Below are 24200 nucleotides of genomic sequence, written 5' to 3'. Positions count from 1 at the left end.
TCGTCAGGCGCCGGGCGCCCAGCCGAGGACCGCTCGCACGGCCGCACGAGCAGCGGCCGGGTCGGAAGCCGCCAGCGCGGCGGTCGCGGCGCGCTCGCACTGCTCACGGGTCACCTCGGCCAGGCCCGCGCCCACCGCGGCGACCGCGCCCGCTGCCATGGACAGCGATCCGACGCCGAAGCCGACCAGCACGCAGGCCAAGGCCGGATCCGCCGCGGCTTCACCGCACACCCCTACGGGCTTGCCGAGGCGCTGACCCGCAACCGCCGTGCGCGCGACGAGAGCCAGCACCGCCGGCTGCCACGGATCGGTGAGGGCGGCCAGTGCGGGAGACATCCGGTCGGCCGCCATTGTGTATTGCGCGAGGTCATTGGTGCCGACGGAGAGGAAATCGACGTGGCGCAGAATCGCTTCCGCCGTGAGCGCGGCGGCGGGCACCTCGATCATCGCGCCGGGGATCAGCCCCCGGCCGCGCACCTTCTCGGCGAAGGATTCCGCTTCGGCCGCGGTCGAGATCATCGGCGCCATCACCCAGGGCACCGGCGAACGGCCGGCGGCGGCTTGCGAGATCGCGTCGAGTTGCCGGTCGAGGATTCCGGCGTCGCGCGCGGCAATGCGGATACCCCGCACCCCGAGCGCGGGATTGGCCTCGTCGGCATGGTCGGCGAATCGTAGCGGCTTGTCCGATCCGGCGTCCAGGGTCCGGATCACCACCTTGGCGCCGGCGTACGCGTCGAACACCTCGCGGTAGATGCGCTCTTGCTCTGCTACCGCGGGCTCGGTTTCGCGGTCCAGGAAGCACAATTCGGTGCGGAACAGGCCGACGCCTTCGGCCGGTGTTCGGCGCGCGGCCTGCGCGCCTGGGCCATCTTGGACGTTGACCAGTACTTCCACCCGGTGACCGTCCGCGGTTGCGCCCGGCCCGGTCCAGGCGGCGTCTCGGGCCGTCCGGGCACGGAACCGCTCGACCGCGCGTGCCGCAACCTCGGGATCGGGATCGAGGACTACGCGCCCGGACGAGCCGTCCAGCAGGACGGGCGTACCCGCCGCGATTGCGTCGAGACCGGCCACCGCGACGACACAAGGAATGCCGAGTTGCCGCGCGATGATCGCCGTGTGGCTGGTAGGCCCGCCGAATGACGTCGCCAAGCCGATGATGAGCGAGGGGTCGAGGCCCGCCGCATCCGCGGGCGCGAGGTCGTCGGCGAGCAGGATCGAGGGCTCTGGCGGCACCGGGATGCCTGGTTCGGGCGCGCCGGCCAGTTCGGCGACGACCCGATCGCAGACGTCCCGGAGATCTGTCACGCGTTCGGCCATCAGCCCGCCGAGCTTGATGAACATCTCGGCGAACTGGTCGGTGGCCGCGACCGCCGCCGCACGCGCCGGTGTGCCGGCCGCGATCAGCTTCTGCGCCACACCGAGCCAGCCACGGTCGGTGGCCATCGCGGCGTTCGCGGCGAGGACTTCCGCGGCGGCGCCGCCGGCCCGGGCCGCTCGTCCCCGCAAACGGTCCGCGACCGTCGTCGCTGCCGCAAGGAACGCCGCCTGCTCGGATGCCCGACCGGGCTCGGGAATCGAATCAGTCGACTCCGCAACGCGTAGACGGGCACCCGGCCGGACAGCGGGCGCACACGCTACCCCGGAGACCGCCGGTGTGCCGCACAGCACTAACGATTCCATTTCTACCTGCAAAGATCCCGTCATCCGTCGCCTACCTCCACACCTGAACCGGCGAGCCCGATTCCCTGCCCATCCGATCTTCGATGTGATCCAGACTACGCCATACGATTGACAAAGCAACACATTCAGATATAAAACAACATAAACCAACATCGAACCGGGAGGTCGGATGTACGCCGAGGAACGGCAGCAGGCGATCGCGACGCTGGTCGGGCAACGAGGGCGCGTGTCGGTCACCGAGCTGTCCGATCAATACGGCGTCACGACCGAGACAGTCCGGCGCGATCTCGCGGTCCTGGACCGGATGGGCTTGGTCAGGCGTGTGCACGGCGGCGCGGTGCCTGCCGCGGCGCTGACCGCGATCGAGCTCGGCACCGGCGAACGCGAGCACAGCCGCGCGGCGGAGAAGGACCGCATCGCCAAAGCGGCGTTGGAATTCCTGCCGCCCACCGGTGGCAGTGTCCTGTTCGACGCGGGCACCACCACCGCGCGGATCGCCGCACTGCTGCCGACCGACCGCGAGCTGGTAGCGGTCACCAATTCGGTGCCGATCGCGGCCCGCCTCAGCGGGCACGCCGCGGTGCGGTTGCACCTGCTCGGCGGACGCGTCCGCGGCGTCACCCAGGCCGCCGTCGGCCCGGAGACCCAGCGCATGCTCGCCGAACTGCGGGTCGACGTCTGCTTTCTCGGGACCAACGCGCTCACCACCTCGCACGGCCTGTCCACCCCGGACATCGATGAGGCCGCGGTCAAGCGAGCCATGGTGGCCAGCGCGCACCGCGTCGTCGTGGTCGCCGACTCCACCAAGGTCGGCCGCGAGGATCTGGTGCGATTCGCGGAGGTCGAGGACGTCGACGCCCTGGTCACCGACACCGGCGTGCCGGATTCGGTGCGCAGCGAGCTCAGCGCCTCCGGCCTCGAGGTGGTCACGGCATGATCGTCACGCTGACCGCCAACCCCAGCATCGACCGCACCGTAACCCTCACCGAGGCCTTGCGCCGGGGCGCGGTGCACCGCGCCGCCACCGTGAGCTCGCATCCCGGCGGTAAGGGCGTCAACGTGTCGAGAGTGGTCGCCGCGGCGGGCCGCGCGACCGTGGCCGTGCTGCCCGGCAACACCGGAGATCCGCTGCTGCGGCAGCTGAGCGACGCGGGCATCGCCTACCGGGCTGTTCCGATGCCCGGGACGGCGCGGACCAATCTCACGATCGCGGAAACCGATGGGACCACGACGAAGATCAACGAACCCGGTCCCCCGCTGACCACTGCCTGCGCTGCTGCCCTTGCCGAGACGCTCGAGGACCTCGCCCATGCCGCGTCCTGGGTGGTGCTGTCGGGCTCGCTGCCTCCGGGAGTGCCCCCCGACTGGTACGTCGCATTGCTCCGGCGGCTGCGCGGCATTCCGGTGGCGCTCGACGCCTCGGATGCGCCGCTGCGGGCGGTCGCCGCCGCCTTCGGCTCCCACCCGCCGAGGTTGCTGAAACCGAACACCGAGGAACTCGGTCAGCTCACCGGTGCCGACCCCGCCGAACTGGAGGATCCGGTGGCCGCCGCACGCGCCGCCGCGACGCTGGTCGAGCGGGGCGTCGAGACGGTCCTCGCTACGCTCGGCAAGGCGGGCGCCGTCTTGGTCACCCCCGACGGCGCCTGGTACGCGCCCGCGCCGAGCGTGACACCGCGCAGCACGGTCGGTGCGGGGGATTCGGCCTTGGCCGGCTACCTGCTCGCCGACTCGGACGGCGCCGGGCCCACCGAACGGTTGCGCCGCGCAGTCGCCTACGGCAGCGCCGCCGCCGCACTTCCCGGCACCGGCGTACCCGGGCCACACGACATCGACCTCGCCGCCGTCTGCGTCACGGCGCTGGACGCCCTGCACAACACCTGAAGGAGGCCATGGTGGCCGACTCGATCATCTCCGAGGATCTGATCACCCTCGACGCCGATCTCGGCGCCGCCAAGGAGACGGTGATCGCCGCACTCGCCGAGCGCTTGGCCGGAATCGGCCGTGCGCGAGACGCCGCGGCACTGCGCGACGCGGCGCTCGCCCGGGAAGCCCAGTCCGCGACCGGACTTCCCGGTGGGATCGCGATTCCGCACTGCCGCGCCGCGACCGTCACCGAAGCCTCTCTCGCGTTCGCCCGGCTCGCCCCGCGAGTCGATTTCGGCGCCCCGGACGGTCCGGCCGACCTCGTCTTCCTGATCGCCGCGCCGGAAGGCGCGGGGGCCGAGCACATGAAACTGCTGTCCAGCCTGGCGCGTGCGCTGGTGAAGCCGGAGTTCGTCGCTGACCTGCGTGCGGCGGCGACGCCCGCAGACATCGTGGCCCTGGTCGAGGGTGTCCTCGAAGCTCCCGCTACCACTACCACCTCGCGCAGCAGCACCGCCGCGGAGAACGCGAGTGCGGGCGTGGCACCCGGGCATGAGGAACCGGCTGCCGGGCGCACCATCGTGGCGGTCACCGCCTGCCCGACCGGAATCGCGCACACCTACATGGCCGCCGATGCCCTGGTCGCCGCGGGCAAACGCGCCGGTGTCACCGTGCACGTGGAAACACAGGGGTCCAGCGGCAGCACTCCCCTCGGCGAGGAGGTCATCGCGGCCGCCGCCGCGGTGGTCTTCGCCACCGACGTCGGCGTGCGCGGGCGCGACCGGTTCGCGGGCAAGCCCGTCGTGGCTTCCGGGGTCAAACGGGCGATCAACGAGCCGGATGCGATGATCGCCGATGCGCTGCGTGCCGCGGACGATCCCGGTGCAGCCACCGTCACCGGCCGCGCACCCGACGAAAAGCCTTTCTCCGCAGCGAGATCCGAAACCCTCGGCTGGGGCACCCGCCTGCGCCAAATCCTGCTGACCGGCGTCAGCTACATGATCCCGTTCGTCGCGGCGGGCGGCCTGCTCATCGCGCTCGGCTTCCTGCTCGGAGGCTACGAGATCGCCGACAACGCCAAGACCATAGTGCTGGACAACTCGCTGACGGCGTTGCCCGATGGCGGACTGGCCACCTATCTCGGCGCGGTGATGTTCCAACTCGGCTCTCTCGCATTCGGCTTCCTGGTGCCCGCGCTGTCGGGCTACATCGCCTTCGCCATCGCCGACCGCCCCGGCCTCGCACCGGGATTCACCGCGGGAGCCGTCGCGGTGTTCGTCGGGGCCGGATTCCTCGGCGGTTTGGTCGGCGGACTGATCGCCGGGTTCGCGGCGCTGTGGATCGCGCGCTTCGCGGTCCCGCAGTGGGCCAGGGGTCTGATGCCGGTGGTGGTGATCCCGCTGTTCGCGTCACTGATCGTCGGCGCGGCCATGTTCATCGTGCTCGGCAAGCCGCTCGCCGCGGTGACCAGCGGACTCACCAACTGGCTCAACGGGCTGTCCGGCACGTCCGCGATCACGCTCGGAGTCGTGCTCGGCCTGATGATGTGCTTCGATCTCGGCGGACCGGTCAACAAGGCCGCTTACTCCTTCGCCGTCGCCGGACTGGCCGTCACCGATATCGCGTCACTGCGCATCATGGCCGTGGTGATGGCCGCGGGCATGGTGCCGCCGCTGGCCATGGCGCTGGCCACCACGATCAGACCCCGGCTGTTCACCACCGCCGAACGCGAAAACGGCAAAGCCGCGTGGCTGCTGGGGGCGTCGTTCATCTCCGAGGGCGCTATTCCGTTCGCGGCCGCCGACCCGCTGCGGGTCATACCTTCCATGATGACGGGAGGCGCCGTCACCGGGGCGCTGATCATGGCCACCGGAACCACGCTCAGCGCACCGCACGGCGGCATTTTCGTCTTCTTCGCGGTGGGGCACATCCTGTGGTTCCTCACCGCCCTCGCCGCGGGCACGCTCGTCGGCGCGGTCTGCGTCACGGTCGCCAAAGAACTGGTCCGCACGCGGACCGCCGTACCGTCTCCGTCCCCCTCCACCGTTACCGCTGGATAATCGTCCCCAGAGAAGGAGTCCCCGCCATGCTGCAAACAACCGTCGAGGTCGGCTCGTCCATCGGCCTGCACGCCCGTCCCGCCAACATCATCGCCGAAGCTGTCCAAGCCGCGGGCGTTCCCGTCACCCTCTCGCTCGCCGGCGGCGATCCGGTCGACGCGGGATCGGCGCTGATGATCATGACCCTCGGCGCCACACAGGGCACCCCGGTCGTGATCACCAGCGACGACCAAGCCGCGCTGGACAAGGTCGCCGCACTGGTGGCCGCCGATCTCGATACCTGAGCGGCACCACGATCGACGAAGTGATCTCGTCGCCCGGTAGAAATCGTCGACAGTTCGGGGCTCTTGGACAGAACTTCGCAACCAGAATTCGGAATCCGCTTCCCACCCTTTGAGCCACCTCGTGATGGTGAATCCACTCTCGAACCATCCGTGACGTATTCCGGGACAGACAAGAATCGGGTCCGAAACGGGTACCGGGTCTTGTTCAGCCCGAATGACGCGACTCATCGCTGCTGCAACGTCTTTCGTGCAATCATTCGGTGATCGAGTCGCGGCGGCGTCGGCCGCGATCACTTCGACACCGATGGGGGCGGGAGTGCGTTCTTTTCTCCGCGTTTCGCTGCGGCCGCTGTTCGTGATACTCGTTATGGTGGCGGTGCTACCCGCCTGCGGCAGCGACCGCAACTTCGGCACGGCGACCAGCGCAGGCCAAGGCTTCGCGATTCTCAGCACCGATTCCGGTCTCGCCATCACCGATGGCATCGGCGCTCGGACATTGACGTCTTTCGCTCCCAAAGACGGGAACTGGAACGGCGCAGCTGCCGCCTGGCGCGACCGCGGCACTGCGTTCGTGGTGTCCGGCAACGTGATCGGCATCGTCGACGCAACGGGTGAGCGCCGTACCGCACCCTGCATGGACTGCCGCGGCGTCGCGCTCGCGGGCGACATCGCGATCACCGCGCGAGCGAACTACCGGGCCGGGGACGGCTTCGACCTCGTCGAATTCGACGGCAGCCTCGGCGAGATCCGTTCCACACCGTCGACTCGACTGAACGAACGCTGGCTCGGCATACGCACCGACGAGGACTCCCGGCCGCCGGACGTGCTGGCGGCGACGGACGAGCACATCTACCTGACCTACGCCTCACGGCTCGGCGGTGCGCGCCGGGGACCCCAGGTCGTCGCGCGATATTCCCGCGCCGGGCAGCTGCTGAGCTACTTGATGATCGACGGAAAAACCTTCGACGCCGAGGTCTCGCCCGACCAGCGCTATCTGGCGCTCACCGCGGGCGGATCCGGCGGAGCCTGTATCACCATCGCCCATCTTCGCGTGGTCGATCTCGCGGAGATGCGCGAACTGGACACCTACCCCGATCGCCCATTGGCCCGCATGACGTCCTCGGGCACGTTGTCCGATCCGTGGTTCTACATCGACAGTCTGCGCTGGGCCGACGGCAAGGTCGTGGTCACCGGCCAGGTGCACGCACCACCGCGCGACGAGACGTGCGATCCGGCACCGCAGTCCTGGATCCGTACGTACGACGTCCGGACCCAAACGTTCACAGACGCACTCGCCGAATCCGACCGCGCGTCGCAGGTGATCGGACCGACGTGCGGCGACACGATCGGCTACACGGGCGCCGACGACAAGCGGTCGGTTGTCGTGGTCTCCGGCGGCGTCCGTAAAGAGTTCCCCAAGTCCGCGGTGCTGGCCGCCACCTCCGGGAGTCTGTCGTGCTGAACGAAACGCCCACGCCGACAGACAAATCACGACCGCGGTTCGACGCGTTCATCTCCTACCGAGCGCAGACCTCGAGCAAGGCCGCGCACCAGTTGCAGCGCGCGCTCGTCGCCTTGTCGAAACGGCATCGTCCCGACGGCGATCTCATTTCTTTGTTCTTGGACACCCAGTCCCTCATCGCGGGCAAGCTCAGCGGGGAGATCAAGAACGCGCTGAAGAATTCCCGCTGCCTGATCGTCCTACTCGGTCCGGACACTTACAAGTCTCCGTGGGTGGATCTCGAGATCCGGCATTGGCTGGACAACGGGGGCGACGTGTCCCGCCTGTTCCTCGTGCGGCACGACCCGTCGGTAGATCTGAAGTGTGATGACGCGCGCAACGATTTCGCCGAACCACGATTCCTGCCGTCGGCGCTGGCGAAGCGGTTCCCCGAGGAGCAGAAGTGGGTCGAATTGCAGAGTTCTCTGACGGGAACCGACGAGACCGCGCTGGTGGGCTTGTACGCACCGATCGCGGGGATACGTCCCGAGGACCTGCTGCTCGCCGAGGCGAACTTCCAGCAGCGCCGCCAGCGACAGACGAGGGCGATCGTGTCGGCGCTGAGTATTCTGCTGGTGATGGCGCTCGTCGCGGCCACCATGGCGTTCTCCAATTGGCGTAGCTCCGAGAGCAATCGTGCGCGCGCGGACCGAGAGACCGTGCAGGCCAGAGCAGAAGCGAACGCGGCGCAAGCGCTGCTCGCCGCCGGGGACTCCGCAGCACGCGGCATCCGGCTGGGCGTCGAAGCCGCGCAACTCTCCTCGAGCACCAGCGTCCGAGCCGCATTGCTCGCCGTCGCGGATTCCAGTGCCGTACTGCAGCACGCGTTCGAGTTCCCGCGTGCGGACGCCGGCTATCCCGGCACGGGTGTCGCCTTCTCACACGACGGTTCGCACCTTTTCGCCTGGGGGCATGCTCCGGACGACGACGATTCGTATCTGGTCCAGTGGGACCTGGAGACCGGGCGACAACTGTTCGCGACGCGGCTGCGTGTACCGAACCTCAGTGGGATCGCCTCGGTCGGATCCCGCTGGGCCGCCGGTTGTTGCGACGCGGGTCCACTGATCATCTCGTTGGCCACCCGGGAGGCCCGAAGGCTGGACCCCGCCTGGTCGCGTTCCTGGTCGTGCACACTGCACACGTTCGCCGGTGGCCTCCTCGTCACCACGCAGGAGAAGGGCGGATCGCAAGGCATTTCGTATTTCGCCAACCATGGGGGCGAAACGACCGAACTGGCGGGCATGCCCAGCGTCGCCGTACGGCCCGAGGATCCGGCGGCCGTCGTCGCCGGTGCGGGCGGCATCGCCGTAGTGCGCGCCGACGGCGTGCATCGGCTCGGCGATCAGCCGGTGCGCACGGTTGATGTGCTGGACAACTCGGGCGGTTTCGCCGTTCGCGCGGACGATCGGCGCTGGCTCCTCGGGCGCCCCGACCAGGACGGATACCAACTCACCGAAGTGAGGGCGAGCCCGGAAGCGGTCGACTCCGCACCGAGGCTCACCCTGTCCGGACTCACCGGTGAACTCGCCGAAGTAGCGGCGGACGGCACGGTGTCCATGCCCGGCACCCCCGGTTCGGTCCGCATCGAGAGCCGGGCGCGCGAGGAGCGGTTCTTCCACTCCACACGGATCCGGCCTGTCGAGCACGGTTTCGTCGTCGTATTCCGCGATGGCGCCTCGGTTGTCTGGCCGCCCGGCGAAGTGTCGTACCCGCCGCTGGTCAAAGACATGCCTCGCGATACCTGGCGTGCGCTGCCCTCAGGGTGGAGCCAGAGCGCGGGCCGAGCCGGGGAAGATGCCGTCCTCGGCGCCTGCGCGAACGGTGAACAGGTATACCTCACCGGCGGCACGCAATCCACGGCCGTCTGGGCCGTGGACGCCAACCGCCTCGCACGCAGGTTCAACGGTTTCGCCACCTCCGGTCCGGCCTGCGGTGTCGTCTCCGTCGACGAGGGGCTCCGGTTCTCCGCCCGCGGCGATGGCGCGTCCGGAAAGACTGTTCTCCGAAAAAGCTCGGCATACGACGGGCTCGCGCTGAGCACCGACGAGTCGAAGATCGCGATCGTTCAAGCCGAGTTGCCGATCGAAGTGCTCTCGAGTAAGGGCGCCTCCAACCAACCCTGGGGAATGCGGCAGATGCCCCTGCCCGAGACGACGACCGCGCTGGGCGCGCTCCGCGTGATCAAAGGATACGACCATGTGCGGATAGTGCGGCCCGACGGCAAGGTACAGAACTGGCGCGACGAGAAGGCGGGCACTGTGCTCGCCGTGCACCCCGCGGGCAAGGAGATTCTCGCCGATTTCCTCGGGCCGGGAACCCGTGCGATCCTGATCACCGAGACCGGAAATATCGGCGACGCCGACAACTTCTGCGCCGTGCGACCTGCGAAGTACGTTCCGGCTCCGGGTTTCCAGACATCCAAGAAGTCGGCCCGACAGGCGCTGCTGGTAGCCGCGGGGCCACGTGGCACGATCGACTGCCACAGCGGAAAACTCGTGGACGCGATCCCGCCCGACCGAGTCGTCGACTACGGCATCGACGGCGACCGCGGCCGCATCCTCTGGCGCGACGAAGCAGGACGACTGCAGATCACCGGATGGGACGGCGATTCCTCCGACGTCCGCACCACGCCCGCACCCGTGGAGATCAGCAGGCCGGGCGCGCGCGTCTCGGTGTCGGACTCGCTGATCGCGGGAATCGCCGAAGGCGAGGGGCTGCTGCGCATCTACCGGTCCGCCTCCGGCGGCTGGCAACAGCAGACGACTATTCCCGTGACAGTGCAACGTATCGTCGGCCTCGCCCTGGCCGATCACGGCACCCTCGCAGTCGTGGTGGCCGAGGATTCGACCTTCGAGATCTTCGACATCGCGACCGGTCGCCGCCTCATGACCAGTCGCCAATCAATGGACACCACCATGCATCCGCAACGAATCGCGCTGTACGAATCGGATGGCTTCATCACCATCCTGCTGTATCGAAAGGATGAGTTGACTTCGCAGCGCGCCGTCGAGATCCCGATCACGGTTCCGCTGCTGATCGACCAGCTGTGTACCGCGTACTCGGCGCCTGCTTGCTCCGGTGCTGGAGGGTGAGGATGAACTCCGACATAGACGTCTTCCTGTCCTACGCGCGCAAGGCGGATGAGGACATCGCTCCCGCACTGCAACAAGGCCTGGAGACGCCCGGCCAAACCATGGAGCAGCGCCCCGCGGGTATTCCGCGACCGTACCGAGCCCTCCGCCCGCACGATCTGACCAGCTTTCGCCGACCTCGTGAGTCTTGTTCGCGCCACCGCAACGGGCGTCAGTCGCGGTATATCGCTACGTGAGCGCCGGTGGCGGTTCCGATGCTGAAAGGACCTGCACACGAGGCCGTGCCATGACCTGATGGACTGAACGAACCGCTCCATGAGCCGCTGTAAGGACCGAAGGCCATCAACGGAAAGGCATTCGGCACACCGTGCAAGCCGAAGCAGTCGACGATCAGGGCGTACTCCCCGCCGGCCGGGGCGTCGTGATCATGACATGTCGCCGTCGCACTGGTCAGGTCCCGCGTGATGACGCAGTCCTGTGGCGCGGCCTGAGCCGTCCCGGAACCGGCTACCGCCGCAACGCCCAGACCCAGCACCGCGGCGGCCGCAACTCGTGCGGTGGCGACTATCGGTCTTCTCATTCGAATCCCTCTCGGTGGAGATCGCTCCAAGCGTGGTCCGGCGACTTTCGGTTTCCTGCACGAGGTTGTTACGACGGACCGACTCGCCGACTACCGCGATCAGGGCCGGACCGGTCGCAGCGCAGGATGTGGGTCCAGACCGTTGCCCGGCGGACGGGCAACGGGACGTTGCGGGTCGGTTGCCTTGCCTGCCGACGAGTAGCGTTGGCTCGCAGACGATTTCGATGACAAGTTGCCTCCGTGGAGGGATGATGGAGTCTCGTTGGATAGACAGATCATTCGGTGAGAGCCGGGTCCAGGGAGGGTTTCTGTCGTGGGCAAAGTCAGCACCAAAGGGGAATGGACGCGTGTCAGCGTCGACGAGACACAGTTCGAAGGTCTGAGAAAACCTGGCGTCGCATCCAGCAGCGGCATCAGATCCAGCATCAGGTGGGGCAGCGCGCAGGACAGCGAGAAGAGCGGTTATGACTTCACGGGTCTCACCGACGTCGATGCCCGCCTGGACGGCAAGGATTTCAATCTCGGCATCTTCACGCACTACAACCGCCGAATCCACCTCGAGCACACGCAGTTCTGGGTGTACCTGAAGGTCACGGTGGACTTCCAGGACGAGGGGTTCGACCACACCTTCACACTGCGTTTCCGCCATAACGAGACGGCCAACCAGCCTGGCGACGTGTCCGACGTGGTCAAACTGCCCGTAGTCCACGAGAACGACATCGTGTACATCGACGACACCGAATACAAGGTGTCGATCACGGGTTTCTTGGATCAGACCGGGCAGGTGATCCCGCAGTTCCAGAATCCCGAGGGCAGAAACAAAAGAGTCTGGCTCGTTGCCCGGTTCGAGCCGACGGATGAGCCGGGCTCCTGACCCCAGCACCGATCCCGCCGACGCAGGACCTCACCGCCGTGCGGCGAAACAGGCACGGCGGTCCGGCTCAGCAGGGGCTACGACCGCGTGAACCGGCCCGCCATTCTCGCGCGCAGCGACCGGACACGGGTAGCCGAGCACCCGACCGGAGTTCGGATGCACAGCCCAGCGCCCGCGGCGCGCGCTCCGGGCCGGTAATCGAGGCGACGGCGTCCCGCGGGCGGCTCGAATGCTACTGTGACCGAGCGCTGGTTGCCGCTCGTCCCCCGGACGGGCGGCTCGTAAGAGGGAATCCGGTGGGAATCCGGAGCTGCCCCGCAGCGGTATGTGGAAACGACCGCGGTCATCAGCACTGGGCTCCGAGCCCGGGAAGCGACCGCCAGTAGGCGAGGCCGGAGGTTCCGGTGTCACGTCCACGAGCCCGAAGACCTGCCCGCGTGGCCGAGCCGATGGCGCGGCCTTCTGTCGACTCCGAGGGAGCGGTTGACGAGGTATGGGTCCTGTGGTGCTCGCCTGCCCGCGCACATCCGATTTCGAGACGGTGTGGGTAGAGCTGGACCGATGAGAAGTGTCGAGAGGCGCCGGCTGTCGGTCGCCGTGCTGGTCCCCAGCCTGATCACGGCGCTGGCAGTGGCCTGCGTGCTCGCTCTGGCGCTGGGCGCGGCTCATATCCCCTGGCGTGACACGGTCTGGTTCCTCTGGGCCGAACTCACCGGCGGGACGGTGGTCGCCGCCGACGTCGCCAACTATCGGATCGTCGTCGATTCCCGGCTGCCCCGCGTACTCTTGGCGGCCCTGGTCGGAGCCGGTCTCGGCGGGGTCGGACTGCTCGTACAGGCCATGGTCCGCAACGCGCTCGCCGACCCATACGTCCTCGGGATCTCCTCGGGTGCGTCGGTGGGCGCTACCGCAGTCGTACTCTTCGGGGTCTTCGGCGCGCTCGGTATCTACGCGCTGTCGACCGCCGCCTTCGCCGGGGCGCTGGGCGCCACGGTGCTCGTCTATCTGATGGCGCGTTCGGCCTCTGGGCTGGTGCCGCTGCGCCTGGTGCTCACCGGTACCGCCATCGGCTACGGCTTCTCCGCGGCGACGACGGTGCTGGTATTCCTTGCCCCGCACGGGGATGCCGCCCGTTCCGTGATGTTCTGGCTGCTCGGGAGTCTGGCCGGGACAACCTGGCGAATGGTGCCACTGGTCGCCGGGGTTGCGGCGATCGGACTGGCGGTCATCGCCGTGTACGCGCGACACCTCGACGCACTGTCGATGGGAGACGAGGTCGGCGCCGCTCTCGGGATGAACGCCTCCCGGTTCCGGCTGCTCCTGTTCGTCGTCTCCGCCGCGATGACGGGATGTTTCGTTGCGGTTTGCGGGGCGATCGGCTTCGTCGGACTGGTGGTTCCGCATATCGCCAGACTGCTGGTGGGCGCCGGCCACCGGCGCCTCACCATCGTGACACCGCTACTGGGCGCCGTGTTCCTGGTGACCGCGGACCTGTTGGCGCGGACACTCTTACCACCGCAGGAGTTACCCCTGGGCGCGATCACCGCGGCGGTGGGGGTTCCCGTGTTCGTTCTGTTGATGCGACGCCGCGGCGCACTGGTGGAGCACGGCTGATGCGGGTCGACTACGAGAATGTCACGGTCGAGTTCGACGGCACGACGGTCGTCGAGGCGGTGACCTTGGCCGCCGCGCCAGGAGAGTTCATCGGCATCGTGGGCCCGAACGGCAGCGGTAAGTCCACCCTGCTGCGTTGCCTCTACCGCGCACTGTCGCCGACGACGGGACGAGTCCTGGTCGGCAGTACGGATATCGCGGCGATCAGCATGCGCGAGAACGCCCGTCAGGTAGCGGCGCTCACCCAGGATACGACTACTCCGTTCGACTTCACCGCCGCCGAGGTCGTCGCCACCGGACGACTACCGCATACCGCGCTCCTGCGGGGCACGCACCGACGCGACCGGGGGATCTGTTCCGCGGCGATGGCGACGGCCGATATCGGGCATCTCGCGTCGCGCGGATTCCTGTCGCTGTCGGGCGGTGAGCGCCAGCGTGTTCTGATCGCGCGGGCGCTTGCCCAGCAGCCGCGCGTTCTGGTCCTGGACGAGCCGACCAATCACCTCGATGTCCATCACCAGTACAGCGTTCTGTCCGCGGCGCGAGATCTGGGCATCACCGTGGTGGCGGCGCTGCACGACCTCAATCTGGCCGCCCAGCACTGCGACCGGATCTTCGTCCTGCACGCGGGCCGGCTCGTGTGTTCGGGCCCCCCGAATGAGGTGATCACCACCGAGGTGATCACCCGTTGGTTCTCGATCGGCGGCCATATCGTCAGCCACCCCCGGCTGGGCGTCCCGCAGATCATCTTCGACCAGAAGGAACGATAGATGAGGTCATCCCCGGTGATCACGGCAATTGCTGTCGCGTGCGTACTCGTCACGGCAGCTTGCGGCGCCGAGGTGCAGCAGGCCCCGAGGAACGTGAGCGGCGAGTCGGTGACGGTCACCAACTGCGGCGCTCCGCTCACCGTCGACGGTGTCCCCGAGCGGGTGATCACGAACGACACGGGGATCACCGAGATGATGTTGGCCCTCGGTTTGGCCGATCGGCTGGTCGGCTACACCAGCTACCCCGGTAAGGAACGCGATATCGCCACTTCACCGTGGCAGGCCGACTTCGAACGCGTGCCGCCGCTCGGTGACGCCTTCACCCGCGAAGTCGTCCAGGCCGCCGCCCCCGATTTCGTCTTCGCCGGCTGGAACTACGGATTCAAGGAGTCCACGGGTATGACCCCGGAATGGGTGCGGTCGATCGGGGCGGTGCCGTACCAGTTGACCGAGGCATGCCGACAGCCCGGAACGAATCGCCGCGGGGTTATGGAACCGCTCGACGCCCTGTACACAGACCTGACCAACCTGGGCGAGATCTTCGATGTGCGCGAGAAGGCGGGCGAACTGGTCTCCCGATACCAGGAACAGGTCGCCGTAGCCGCCGACAGTGCACCGGCCGGACAGCAACCGGTCCGGGTCTTCCTGTTCGACAGCGCGACACCGGAACCGTTCACCTCGGGCCGTACCGCCGCACCGTCGCAGATCATCCGCGAAGCGGGTGGCGCCAATATCTTCGACGATTTGAACGATTCGTGGACCACGACCTCGTGGGAGGCCGCGGCACAGCGGGATCCGCAGGCGATCGTGATCGTCGACTACGGCGCGGGCCCGGAGAACTCGGTGCAAGCGAAGATCGAGCAATTGCGCGCCCATCCGCTGATGGCCGGAACAGCGGCTGTCCGCGAGAACAACATCATCGCGTTGCCCTACGCCGCGTTGGTCGAAAGTCCACGCAACCCCCAGGCCGTCGTCACAGTAGCCGGGTTCCTCCGTTCCAAAGGATACTGAGCATCGCTGATCACTTGTACCCGGCAGCGGCGTACAGCTTTCCGGGCGGAATTCTCCGATCGGACGTGATGATCACGCCGCAACCGATGAACATCGTGCAGGCCGCGAACGAGCTGAAGGGCGCGCTGTCCGAAGGCACTACAAGTGTCCGGCGAGCACCGCGACGCGCTGATCGACGCCTGCACGGAGCACGCCATCGCCGCGAGTAACAATCGACGCCATCATCGGCCACGGCTTTGCGTCATCGAAACCGATCCTGCCGTCACCGCCGCTGGATTCGGCTGAGCCCTGATCACCTCGGTGCTGACCGAGATCGGGCCGGTCCACATCGAGGCACCCCGAGACACGAACTCGTCGTTCGATCCGGTGATGCCGCTGGGCGAGCGGTCGCCGCGAGAGGTGCCGGGCGCAGAGCATCCTTGATTAGCTAATTGCATGCTGTACTGGAGCAACGCCATAATGCAGACGGTGAAATCCCGCTGATCGGCAGAGACACACGGCAGAATGCGGCTATGCGCACATTTGCTAGATTGTTGCAGGCCGCTGTCGCCGGAGCGCTGGTCGTGGTAGCCGGTCATGGAGTCGCGCCCGCGCCTGCCGCGAGCGAGACCCATATTCAATTACCCTGGCCGACCCCTGAGCCGGAGGCAGTGCAGGCGTCGGGAGCAGCGCTGGCAGAGGGAATCACCGGCACGGTGCTGTGGTCGCGACAGCCGAACATCCCGGTCCCGATAGCCAGTATCACCAAGGTGATGACGGCACTGGTAGTGATCAACTCCGGCGACCTCGACCGGGGCATTACCGTGCCGCAGGAGATCATCTCCTACTGCACCAAGTACGACGGAAGCAACGCGGGCCTGGTCCCCGGTGAAGTGCTCACCGCGCGACAACTCCTGTACGCGATGCTGCTGCCGTCCGGCTGCGACGCCGCCTATACCCTTGCCGAGGCCTACGGGCCCGGCCAAGACGGCTTCCTCGCCAGAATGAACGACACCGCACGTCACATGCGCTTGGCAGGGACACATTTCACCGACCCCAGCGGGCTGCCCGCCCCCACCGACCACTCCACCTACTCCACACCAGCGGACCTGGTGGCCCTCGGCCTGCGCGCGATGAGCACGCCAGTGTTCCGAGAGATCGTCGGGTCGAAGAGCTATCACCTGCCCGCAGGCCCGAACAACCGGGCACACCTCTGGCAGACCACGAATCTGCTGCTGCGCGACTATCCCGGCACCATCGGCATCAAAACCGGATACACCGACGCCGCGGGAACCTGCCTGCTGTTCGAAACGGTCAGGGCGGGAATACCGCTGATCGGTGTAGTCCTGCACAGCTCACCCGACAGCGACGTCGCCGCCAAGAACGACGCCGAGCGCATGCTGAACTGGGCCTACGACCCGATCCTGAGCCTGCTGCCGATCGATTGACACCGAACGCGGCAGACCGGCCAACCGCACCGCACACCAGAATGATTCGCCGCGACAAATACGACCGGGTGGCGCCACGAGGGACCCGCACGCCACGAGCACCTGGGTGATCGAAATTCGCAATCAGATGTCACCCAAATTCTCGATCCGAATCAACCCGAGGGTGTGCCTGGCCATGATCACCGCCTGGCGCGAGTCCGCGGTGTTCGAATCAGGCCAGATAGGCGGCGATGCCGTCGAGCAGCTTGCCGAGGCCGAACTCGAACACGCCTCCGGCGACGGTACGCGTACCAGGGTCGCCGCCTGCTCCTGCGGTCAGAATGGCCATCAGTGCCGGGTACCGCTCGGGCTGCCCGTAGCGCTGGACCATCTCCGGGTCGAGTATGGGGCCGACGTACCCCGCTGCCCCGCGGCCCAGTGCCGGGTCGATCTCCAGGCGCGCAACACCGCTGACGAAAGCGTTGACGGAGAAGACTACATCGCCGATGGCCTCCGGTGGCAGCGCGGTATCGAGGAGAGCGCTCATCGCGGCCTCTCCCCATGCGGCCTCATTCGGGCCCATCCAGCGATTGCTCGCACCGACCGCCAATATCCAAGGGTGGCGTAGATACATCTCACGGGTTCGGCGCGCCCAGTGTTCGAGGGCTGCCCGCCAGTCACCCATGGGCAGGTCGAGCCGTTCGGCCATGGCTGTATCGAGCATGAGGGCGACGAGGTCGTCCTTGCTCGGCACATGCCGGTACAGCGACATGGTGGCCGAGCCGAGTTCGGTGGCGACCCGTTGCATCGACAGCGCGCCGATCCCGTCCGCGTCCGCGATGGCGATGGCCGCCTCGACGATGCGATCCAGGGTCAACGCCGGCCGTCGGCCGCGGCCGGAACGTTCAGTGCCCGACCACAGCAGTCGCGCCACGCGCGGTAGTTCCTCGGCCACTTCGCTCCTCACGCCTTCATATTGCGTATGCACTACGCTATTGCGTATAAACTACGCAATAGTATCGTCCTCGCGATCTACGGGTGGTCCACTATGGCAATACCGACTAGTCCTCCGAAATCACCTGCGCCGAAACCACATCGGCGGTCATGGTGGCAGCGCCCCTGGATGGGGCCGCTGCTGGTACTGACGTTCGCCTTCGTCGCTTTCTCCCTGCCGCCATATCTGACGCTGGATCCGACCCGGTCGCGGGTCCCCGACCCGGGGTTCGCGCCGCACTACCCACTGCTCGTCGTGCACGTAGTGTGTGGGTCGATCGCCATCCTCGTTTGCGGATTCCAGGTCTGGCCGTGGTTTCGGCGCAAGCATCCCGTTTTACATCGGCGGTTGGGTCGCTGGTACGTCATCGCCGGTGTGCTACCCGCAGGGCTCGCCGGACTGGTGATCGGTGCGACCAGCCCCTTCGGTCCGGTCGCCCGGGTCAGCAACGTCATGCTTGCGACGTTGTGGCTCATCACCACCCTCACCGGCTGGCGCATGGCCCGGCGCCGCCGATTCGCCGAGCATCGCCGCTGGATGATCCGCAGCTTCGCGCTCACCCTGTCCATCATGCTCAACCGGGTACTCGGCGTAGCGCTGCTGCTCATCCTGAGTCCCCAGCTGAACAGCACCTTTCATGGCGACGAGGAGCTACTCACGCAGACGATCGCAGGCATCGGCACTTGGCTCGGCTGGACGCTGTCACTGCTGACCGCCGAATGGTGGATCGAACGCGGACAGCGGGTGCAGAAGACCCGACCCGCGCCCGAAAGAGCTCGAGCCATGTGAATTGCCGCGACGAACACGTCCGCAAGCTGGTTTCGGAGCTCCGGCCGGTTATCCGATCATGCGCGGGAGTGGCTGTCCTACAGGAGCTCTCACAATGCGGCGTTCTGGCGCTGTGCCGAATGGGCGGGTAAATTGATCGTTGTACTCTAGCTCGAGCACCCCCGATGCGGCGGCACCACACACAGCAGGAGGAACGGGATGTTCGTCTCCGAAGACCTGATCGCAGCCGGTGGACAGCCAGGTTGGAAGTCGATGGCCCGCAACCCGCAGAGCCGGTCATGACGAGCCCCGATGTGGCCGTGGTGCGCCCCTTGCGGCCGGATAAGCGGGCTTCCATCTTGCGGGGAGCACGTACGGTGTTCTGCCGCGACGGCTACACCCGCGCCTCCATCGACGCCATCGCAGGCGAGTCCGCGGTGTCGACGCGCACGATCTATAAGCACTTCGCCGATAAGAAGCAGCTGTTCACCGCGGTGATTGTCGATAGTGCCGCGCATGCCCGTACCAGTCGATGTGCTGCGATCGATCACCATCTGGGTAACGTCGGGGATGTCGAGGCGGACCTGATCGCACTCGGCCGCGCCTTCGTCGTCGGTGGCGACGAGGATCATTTCGCGCTCGTCCGCCAAATCCGCGCCGAGGCAGACCATATCCCGGGCGAGATACTCGATGCCTGGCTCGACACCGGCCCTCGGCCGGTCCATGCCGCGCTGGCCCGGAGGTTCTCCGAGCTCGCCGCACGGGGGCTGCTCGAACTCGACGCCCCCGAACGCGCAGCCGTCCACTTCGTTCTACTAGCCGCGGGTGAGGCCAACAACCGGACCTTCTGGGGCGCCATAGATGCCGAACCCGGGGACATCGACGCCAGCGTGACCGCAGGCGTCCAAGCCTTCCTTCGCGCCTATCGACCCGGTCCCAGTTGCTGAACCATTCGATCAAGCCGATCGCCGATGTCGTCGACGGCACGGAAGGACTCGATCATGTCCCCTGTGCAACTGGATTCCGCCACGGTGCTGCTGACCGGCGCCACCGGCGGTCTCGGGCACGCGGTAGCGCGTGAACTCGCCGTCCACGGCTGTGATCTCGTGCTGACCGGCCGCCGCGCCGAAGCGTTGGCCGCGCTCGCCGCCGAGCTCGACGCGACCGTGATTCCCGCGGATCTATCGGAGCCAGACGAACTGTCACGCCTGCTCGCCCAGGCTGGGCCGGTGGATGTTCTCATCGCCAATGCCGGTCTACCGGCAGGAGGCCACATACTGGATTTCGCCGCCGCCGATCTCGACCGCGTCCTCGATGTCAATCTGCGTGCGCCGATTCTGCTCGCCCGCGATCTCGCCGAGCGAATGCGCACGCGGGGCGCGGGACACATCGTCTTCATGGGGTCGGTCGCCGGCCTGCTGCCCGCACCGCGGGTCAGCCTCTACAACGCCACCAAATTCGGCCTTCGCGGCTTCGCCCTCGCCCTGCGGCACGATCTTCGCGATGCCGAGATCGGCGTGTCCATCATCGAGCCCGGGTTCGTCCGAGATGCGGGGATGTTCGCCGATAGCGGCAGTCGACTCCCACCCGGAATGCGCACGGTCACGCCCGAGCAAGTCGCCCGCGCTGTTATCCGGGCCGTCCAAGAGGACATCGACGAAATCGTCGTCGCTCCCATCGAAACACGCATACTCGCCACTGTCGGATGCATCGCGCCTGGGCTGGTAGCACCCATCCATCGCCTCATAGATTCCGAACGCCTCGGAAACGACCTCGGTAGCCGATTCCATCACAAGGCTTGATCCATACCCTGCATGGACCCAACCCGTTCCATTTCCATGGCATACGACGCACCGGATAACTGTCGGCTGCGGAGTACGCCCGACGCGACGACGGCCACCTGGTGCGGCGCCGGGCCGGGGCGCCGCGGACCAGATGGCCGCTGGATCGATCGCCGCCAACCCGACGGGCGATCGATCCGAGAACGCACGAGCGGCGATCGGTGGGTGTGCCACCGATCGCCGGTCGTTCTCATGGATTCATCATCACGACAGCGAGTTACGCAGATCGGTAATGGTGGCGCGGCGCTGGTAGGCGATCCAGGCGAAGATCGCGGCGAGCACCAGCGGGAAGATCGCCATCGAGGGCTTGTCGGCGATGAAAGCCTGCGTCCCGGCGGCGAGCACGGTGAGAACGGACAGACCCGCGGCGGCCAGGGCGCACAGCCGTGGCACCATCAGCCCGATACCGCCGGCGACCTCCACGACTCCGATGAATATGAGCAGCCCGAGGGGGATGGTCAGATTCTCGGGGGCGTTTTCTGTCAGGGTGTTCGGTATAACGAGCTTCGGTCCGCCGGAGGCGATGATGAAGAACAGGCCGAGCAGGATCTGCAGAGTCCACAGGACGCGGTTGCGGATCTTGCCGGGACGGTCGGTGACGTCGTCGGAGAAGGTGGCGGAGTTGGCGGTGGTCATTTCTGGTCCTTCTGGTCGGTCGCGCCGGGTTGGTAGCACGTTCAACAGATAGGACGGAGCACCGTCGGAGGACTCATCGCTGTCCGCGAGGATTTTTTCGGAACCGCTGAACGGTCCCCGGCTCGATCCGGGAGATCCCTATCACCCAGACGCTGCGCTGATCCGCGCACGAGCCGCACGACCTTACCTACCGATGTGGGTGAGGCCATTCGCATATCCTCGGTCGACACACTGGTCGGTGCCGGTCTGGCTAGCCACACTCGGCCGACAGAGAGCCTGCCTGGCTGGAGGAGAACGAATGGCCGCCACCGATGACCGGCCCAGGGTGAGGCTGGTCACCCACTGCCGCCGCTGACTGCTGTCGCCGCAATCGGCCGCCCAAGGGATCGGACCGGCCTGCGCGATCGGTGAACGTGCCGAACTTCGCGCCGCCGCATCACAGCATCCGCATGAGCTGACCCTGTTCACCGTCGCCGCGTGAGGTCATTTCAATCCGCCCTGCCCGTCTACGGATGAGGACACTGCATCGAGTCTCGCGACGGCGCGGGCCTGGCTCCGGTGCTCACTGGTCACCCACTGAGGCAGAATGCGAGCGAGCGACGCAATCAACAATGGGATCAGACATCAGCTCGGCCAGCGGTTCGTGGTGCCGACGGGTGCGGTGTCCTTCATCGGCTAGTAGCTTGATGTCGGAGCGGGACGTGCCAGGACGGGAATCCTTGCCAGAGCCCGGCGGGAAGAGTTCGACGCGATGAAACGGATACGCAGGAAGCTGGAAGAAGGCATGAACGCTGTCGAGACCCCGGGGTCAGGAGACGGCACGTCGAAGGTCACCCGGCTGCCGCGTCGCCCGCGGCGTGTGACGGAAGAGGCCGGCGAGCGCCCTCACAAGACCTGGCGTTCGGAAGGCGGCTCCGTCTATGACCCTGCACCGACCAAGCCTGTCCTGCGATCGGAACTGCAGCGGGAGACCGGGTGGTGGCCGGTCCACCCTGGCGCGGTGCACCGCGCCGTCCCCGAGGACGATCCGGGCAGTGCCGAGCCAGATGAGAATGTCGTCGATCTCGACGCGTTGCGGCGGAAACGAGCCGGTGGCGATGCTCCGGCCGTCGGAATCCGGCGCATGGCCAAACCGCGCCGAATCGGGAATAGTGCAGGCGCGAGATCAAGCACCGAAGGTGAACCCGACAGTGTTCGCAGCGGTGATCCAGATCACCGGCCGCCATGATCAGCTCGGCCTCTTTCAGCCGCGCCACGAAAATCGCTTCGATCGGTAAATATAGGCACTGGTCCGCGGCCAGGATCCCTCGGCTCGTGTCGACCTCGTACGAAAACAAGGCAGGAAGACGCCCGAAACTTCCTTCGACAGATCGTGCGCAGCGGTTATCGCTCCACAGCAGCCGGGTGGCTCAGCCCAACATCGCGGACAGCAGGATCGCGAATCCCGTACACGAGTGCGCCCATGCCGAATCCGAGCCGTGCGCGGCGGGCCGACCTGTTCGTGCCGAGGGCTGTTGCCGTGAGAAGGGTCACCGTGACGAGTGCGCCGATGAGTGGAAAGGCGACTTTTTCTGCGGCGGAGATATAGAAGCGGAAGCGACTGGATGCCGAGCATCAGCCCCACCACGGTTCAGCATCCTGGACGCGGCGCTAGGCAACTTCGAACCGTCCGGTTCCTCGGGCTCCGCACCCTGCTGACCGACCGCGCCCATCAGATGCCGCAGCATTGCCGCAGGGCGTTGATCGAGACACGCTGCGTGGCATCAGCTTTGGGCATGGCGACCGTGGCTGGTTGGGTAGGCTGCACAACTATCGGACAGTGATCGGAAGGGCCACGGATGACCAGATACGCGCATTATGTCGGCAGCCTGCCCGCGGAACTGATGACCGGCGATCGCGCCGTGCTGCAATGGTTCGCCGACCGGAGCGAGGACCGGCCCGTCACCGCGGTGCCCTGTGACCTCGACCCGGACTGGATCCTCGAGTATCTGATTGCGCGCGGGAAACATGAGGTCTTCGAAGTCGTCCACTCGGGTGACTACACCGACTACAGCGACTTCCCCAGCTATGGCCTACGTTCCGGCCACACGTTGGAGCCGCGACATGTGTCGATGGACCGGGTCGGGCGGATCGGTGAAGTCGTCTCCGCTTTCGAATCGATGCAGCGTGACCGACCGGAGTTGGCCGCGACGAAAGTACAGATAAGCCAGCCGAACCCGCTGGACCTCGCCTTGTTCGTATTCGCGGGCGCGGCCGTGTCCGCCGGGTTGCCCGTCGGGAAGGCTCTGCGGCGCTCCACTCTCGTCGTCGACGCGCTCCGTCATCTGCCGGTGTTCACCGAAGCGGTGCTGCAAGAGATGACCGAAGTCATCGAACGGCACGGCGAGCATGTTCTCTGGCAACTGGAGTCGCCCATCGCGCTGTTGAGCATGGTCAAAGCCGAGCAAATGCATGCGCAGTGGTCACTCGGCTGGCTCGTCGCGCGGCAGCTCGCCAGCTTCCTCGGCCGGATGCACCAGATCGGGGCGGATACCATCGTGCACCTGTGTTACGGCGACTACCAGCACAAAAGCCTGTTGAGCCCGCGCACGCTGGCACCGGCGGTGAAGCTGCTCAATCAGACCGCGCGACTATCTAGCAAACAGGGGACGCCACTGCCCCCGGTGCACATTCCGTGCGCATACGGCGCCGAACCGGCACCGCTGGACCCCCGCTTCTACGCACCCTTGCGCAAGCTCGACCCGGCCTGGCGGTTGATCGCCGGTGTCGTTTCGCCGGACTCCGCCGAGAACAGCGCCGGCGCGCTTGCTCTCTTCGAGAAGGCCGCGGCGAGGACCGCTTACGGTGTCGCCACCGCCTGTGGGCTCGGCCGTTGCAGTGTCGACTCCGCGCACAAGGCAGCCGCGACCACCGTCGCGATAGCCGACACCGACGACATGCATCGCTAGAAGTTGCTCGAATAGGATGCAGCGGAACGCATTCGATAGCCCGCCCGCTTCCGGCAGCGATCAGTCCAGCGCATCCGAGCCCCGAAACCCTGCGCGAGACCGGTATTCGACGCCCGTCCATCGCAACTTCTGACCATCGCGATGGTGGGGCGAGCGATGGAAGCCGTCCCACGTGCACCATAGGCCCCGGCTGACAACGGTTTTCACGTTCCATACCGCATGACCCGACCTCCTTTGCTACAGTAAACATCGTGTTCCGCTCCGGTCTGGCTAAC

At 66.9% G+C, this 24200-nt stretch carries 20 protein-coding genes and 1 riboswitch; of the genes, 17 read left to right on the top strand and 3 right to left on the bottom strand.

Features of this window, described 5'->3' with window-relative positions; all coding sequences use genetic code 11:
- Positions 1–3: 3 nt before the first annotated feature.
- Positions 4–1704 carry a phosphoenolpyruvate--protein phosphotransferase gene (locus tag K8O92_24885; GenBank protein ID UAK35930.1) on the bottom strand — a complete coding sequence of 567 codons (1701 nt, stop codon included), beginning with the start codon at positions 1702–1704 and terminating at the stop codon, positions 4–6.
- A gap of 145 nt (positions 1705–1849) precedes the next feature.
- On the opposite strand from K8O92_24885, the gene K8O92_24880 reads away from it, so the two are divergent.
- From K8O92_24880 to K8O92_24825, 12 genes are all read left to right on the top strand, one after another.
- Positions 1850–2617: a DeoR/GlpR family DNA-binding transcription regulator gene (locus K8O92_24880; GenBank protein UAK31064.1), complete on the top strand. Its 768-nt coding sequence runs from the start codon at positions 1850–1852 to the stop codon at positions 2615–2617.
- Complete coding sequence (gene pfkB / locus K8O92_24875; GenBank protein UAK31063.1) at positions 2614–3564, top strand: 1-phosphofructokinase; 951 nt, start codon at positions 2614–2616, stop codon at positions 3562–3564. Before K8O92_24880 ends, pfkB begins: the two co-directional genes overlap by 4 nt.
- 8 nt (positions 3565–3572) lie before the next feature.
- On the top strand, positions 3573–5606 hold the full coding sequence (locus K8O92_24870) for a fructose-specific PTS transporter subunit EIIC (protein UAK31062.1): 2034 nt from the start codon (positions 3573–3575) through the stop codon (positions 5604–5606).
- 26 nt (positions 5607–5632) lie between these two features.
- Positions 5633–5890, top strand: a complete 258-nt coding sequence (locus K8O92_24865; protein ID UAK31061.1) for an HPr family phosphocarrier protein — start codon at positions 5633–5635, stop codon at positions 5888–5890.
- Between the two features lie 316 nt (positions 5891–6206).
- The gene (locus tag K8O92_24860; protein UAK31060.1) at positions 6207–7352 is read left to right on the top strand and encodes a hypothetical protein; all 1146 of its coding nucleotides are present in this window, start codon (positions 6207–6209) and stop codon (positions 7350–7352) included.
- Positions 7346–10483 (top strand): TIR domain-containing protein, encoded by a 3138-nt coding sequence (locus K8O92_24855; protein ID UAK31059.1) that lies wholly within the window; start codon positions 7346–7348, stop codon positions 10481–10483. Before K8O92_24860 ends, K8O92_24855 begins: the two co-directional genes overlap by 7 nt.
- 893 nt (positions 10484–11376) lie before the next feature.
- Positions 11377–11937, top strand: a complete 561-nt coding sequence (locus K8O92_24850; protein UAK31058.1) for a choice-of-anchor K domain-containing protein — start codon at positions 11377–11379, stop codon at positions 11935–11937.
- 232 nt (positions 11938–12169) lie between these two features.
- A riboswitch (cobalamin riboswitch) is annotated at positions 12170–12389 on the top strand.
- Positions 12390–12498: 109 nt separating this feature from the next.
- Positions 12499–13551 (top strand): iron ABC transporter permease, encoded by a 1053-nt coding sequence (locus tag K8O92_24845; protein UAK31057.1) that lies wholly within the window; start codon positions 12499–12501, stop codon positions 13549–13551.
- On the top strand, positions 13551–14321 hold the full coding sequence (locus K8O92_24840) for an ABC transporter ATP-binding protein (protein ID UAK31056.1): 771 nt from the start codon (positions 13551–13553) through the stop codon (positions 14319–14321). The genes K8O92_24845 and K8O92_24840 overlap by 1 nt, the downstream gene beginning before the upstream one ends.
- Positions 14322–15332, top strand: coding sequence for an ABC transporter substrate-binding protein (locus K8O92_24835; protein UAK31055.1), 1011 nt, complete (start codon positions 14322–14324; stop codon positions 15330–15332).
- A gap of 144 nt (positions 15333–15476) precedes the next feature.
- Positions 15477–15617: a hypothetical protein gene (locus K8O92_24830; GenBank protein ID UAK31054.1), complete on the top strand. Its 141-nt coding sequence runs from the start codon at positions 15477–15479 to the stop codon at positions 15615–15617.
- A 227-nt stretch (positions 15618–15844) separates the two neighbouring features.
- Positions 15845–16759: a D-alanyl-D-alanine carboxypeptidase gene (locus K8O92_24825; protein UAK31053.1), complete on the top strand. Its 915-nt coding sequence runs from the start codon at positions 15845–15847 to the stop codon at positions 16757–16759.
- 211 nt (positions 16760–16970) lie between these two features.
- Here K8O92_24825 and K8O92_24820 read toward each other — a convergent pair whose 3' ends face one another.
- Positions 16971–17705, bottom strand: coding sequence for a TetR/AcrR family transcriptional regulator (locus K8O92_24820; GenBank protein ID UAK31052.1), 735 nt, complete (start codon positions 17703–17705; stop codon positions 16971–16973).
- 156 nt (positions 17706–17861) lie between these two features.
- On the opposite strand from K8O92_24820, the gene K8O92_24815 reads away from it, so the two are divergent.
- The 3 genes from K8O92_24815 to K8O92_24805 all read left to right on the top strand — a co-directional run bounded on the left by K8O92_24815 (position 17862) and on the right by K8O92_24805 (position 20302).
- Positions 17862–18521, top strand: a complete 660-nt coding sequence (locus K8O92_24815) for a DUF2306 domain-containing protein (protein ID UAK31051.1) — start codon at positions 17862–17864, stop codon at positions 18519–18521.
- A 293-nt stretch (positions 18522–18814) separates the two neighbouring features.
- Entirely contained in the window at positions 18815–19447 is a 633-nt protein-coding gene (locus K8O92_24810; GenBank protein UAK31050.1) for a TetR/AcrR family transcriptional regulator, read from the top strand.
- 54 nt (positions 19448–19501) lie between these two features.
- Positions 19502–20302, top strand: coding sequence for an SDR family NAD(P)-dependent oxidoreductase (locus K8O92_24805; protein ID UAK31049.1), 801 nt, complete (start codon positions 19502–19504; stop codon positions 20300–20302).
- Positions 20303–20545: 243 nt separating this feature from the next.
- On the opposite strand, the gene K8O92_24800 is transcribed toward K8O92_24805, so the two are convergent.
- Positions 20546–20977 (bottom strand): DoxX family protein, encoded by a 432-nt coding sequence (locus K8O92_24800; GenBank protein ID UAK31048.1) that lies wholly within the window; start codon positions 20975–20977, stop codon positions 20546–20548.
- A 1034-nt stretch (positions 20978–22011) separates the two neighbouring features.
- Here K8O92_24800 and K8O92_24795 point away from each other — a divergent pair.
- Positions 22012–22254, top strand: coding sequence for a hypothetical protein (locus K8O92_24795; GenBank protein ID UAK31047.1), 243 nt, complete (start codon positions 22012–22014; stop codon positions 22252–22254).
- Between the two features lie 561 nt (positions 22255–22815).
- Positions 22816–23925, top strand: a complete 1110-nt coding sequence (locus K8O92_24790) for a hypothetical protein (protein UAK31046.1) — start codon at positions 22816–22818, stop codon at positions 23923–23925.
- Positions 23926–24200 lie beyond the last annotated feature (275 nt).

It is taken from the genome of Nocardia asteroides (assembly GCA_019930625.1).
In the GTDB taxonomy this organism is placed as follows: domain Bacteria; phylum Actinomycetota; class Actinomycetes; order Mycobacteriales; family Mycobacteriaceae; genus Nocardia; species Nocardia sputi.
Note: the sequence above shows the minus strand (reverse complement) of the source record. Positions and strands in the feature narration are given on the sequence as shown.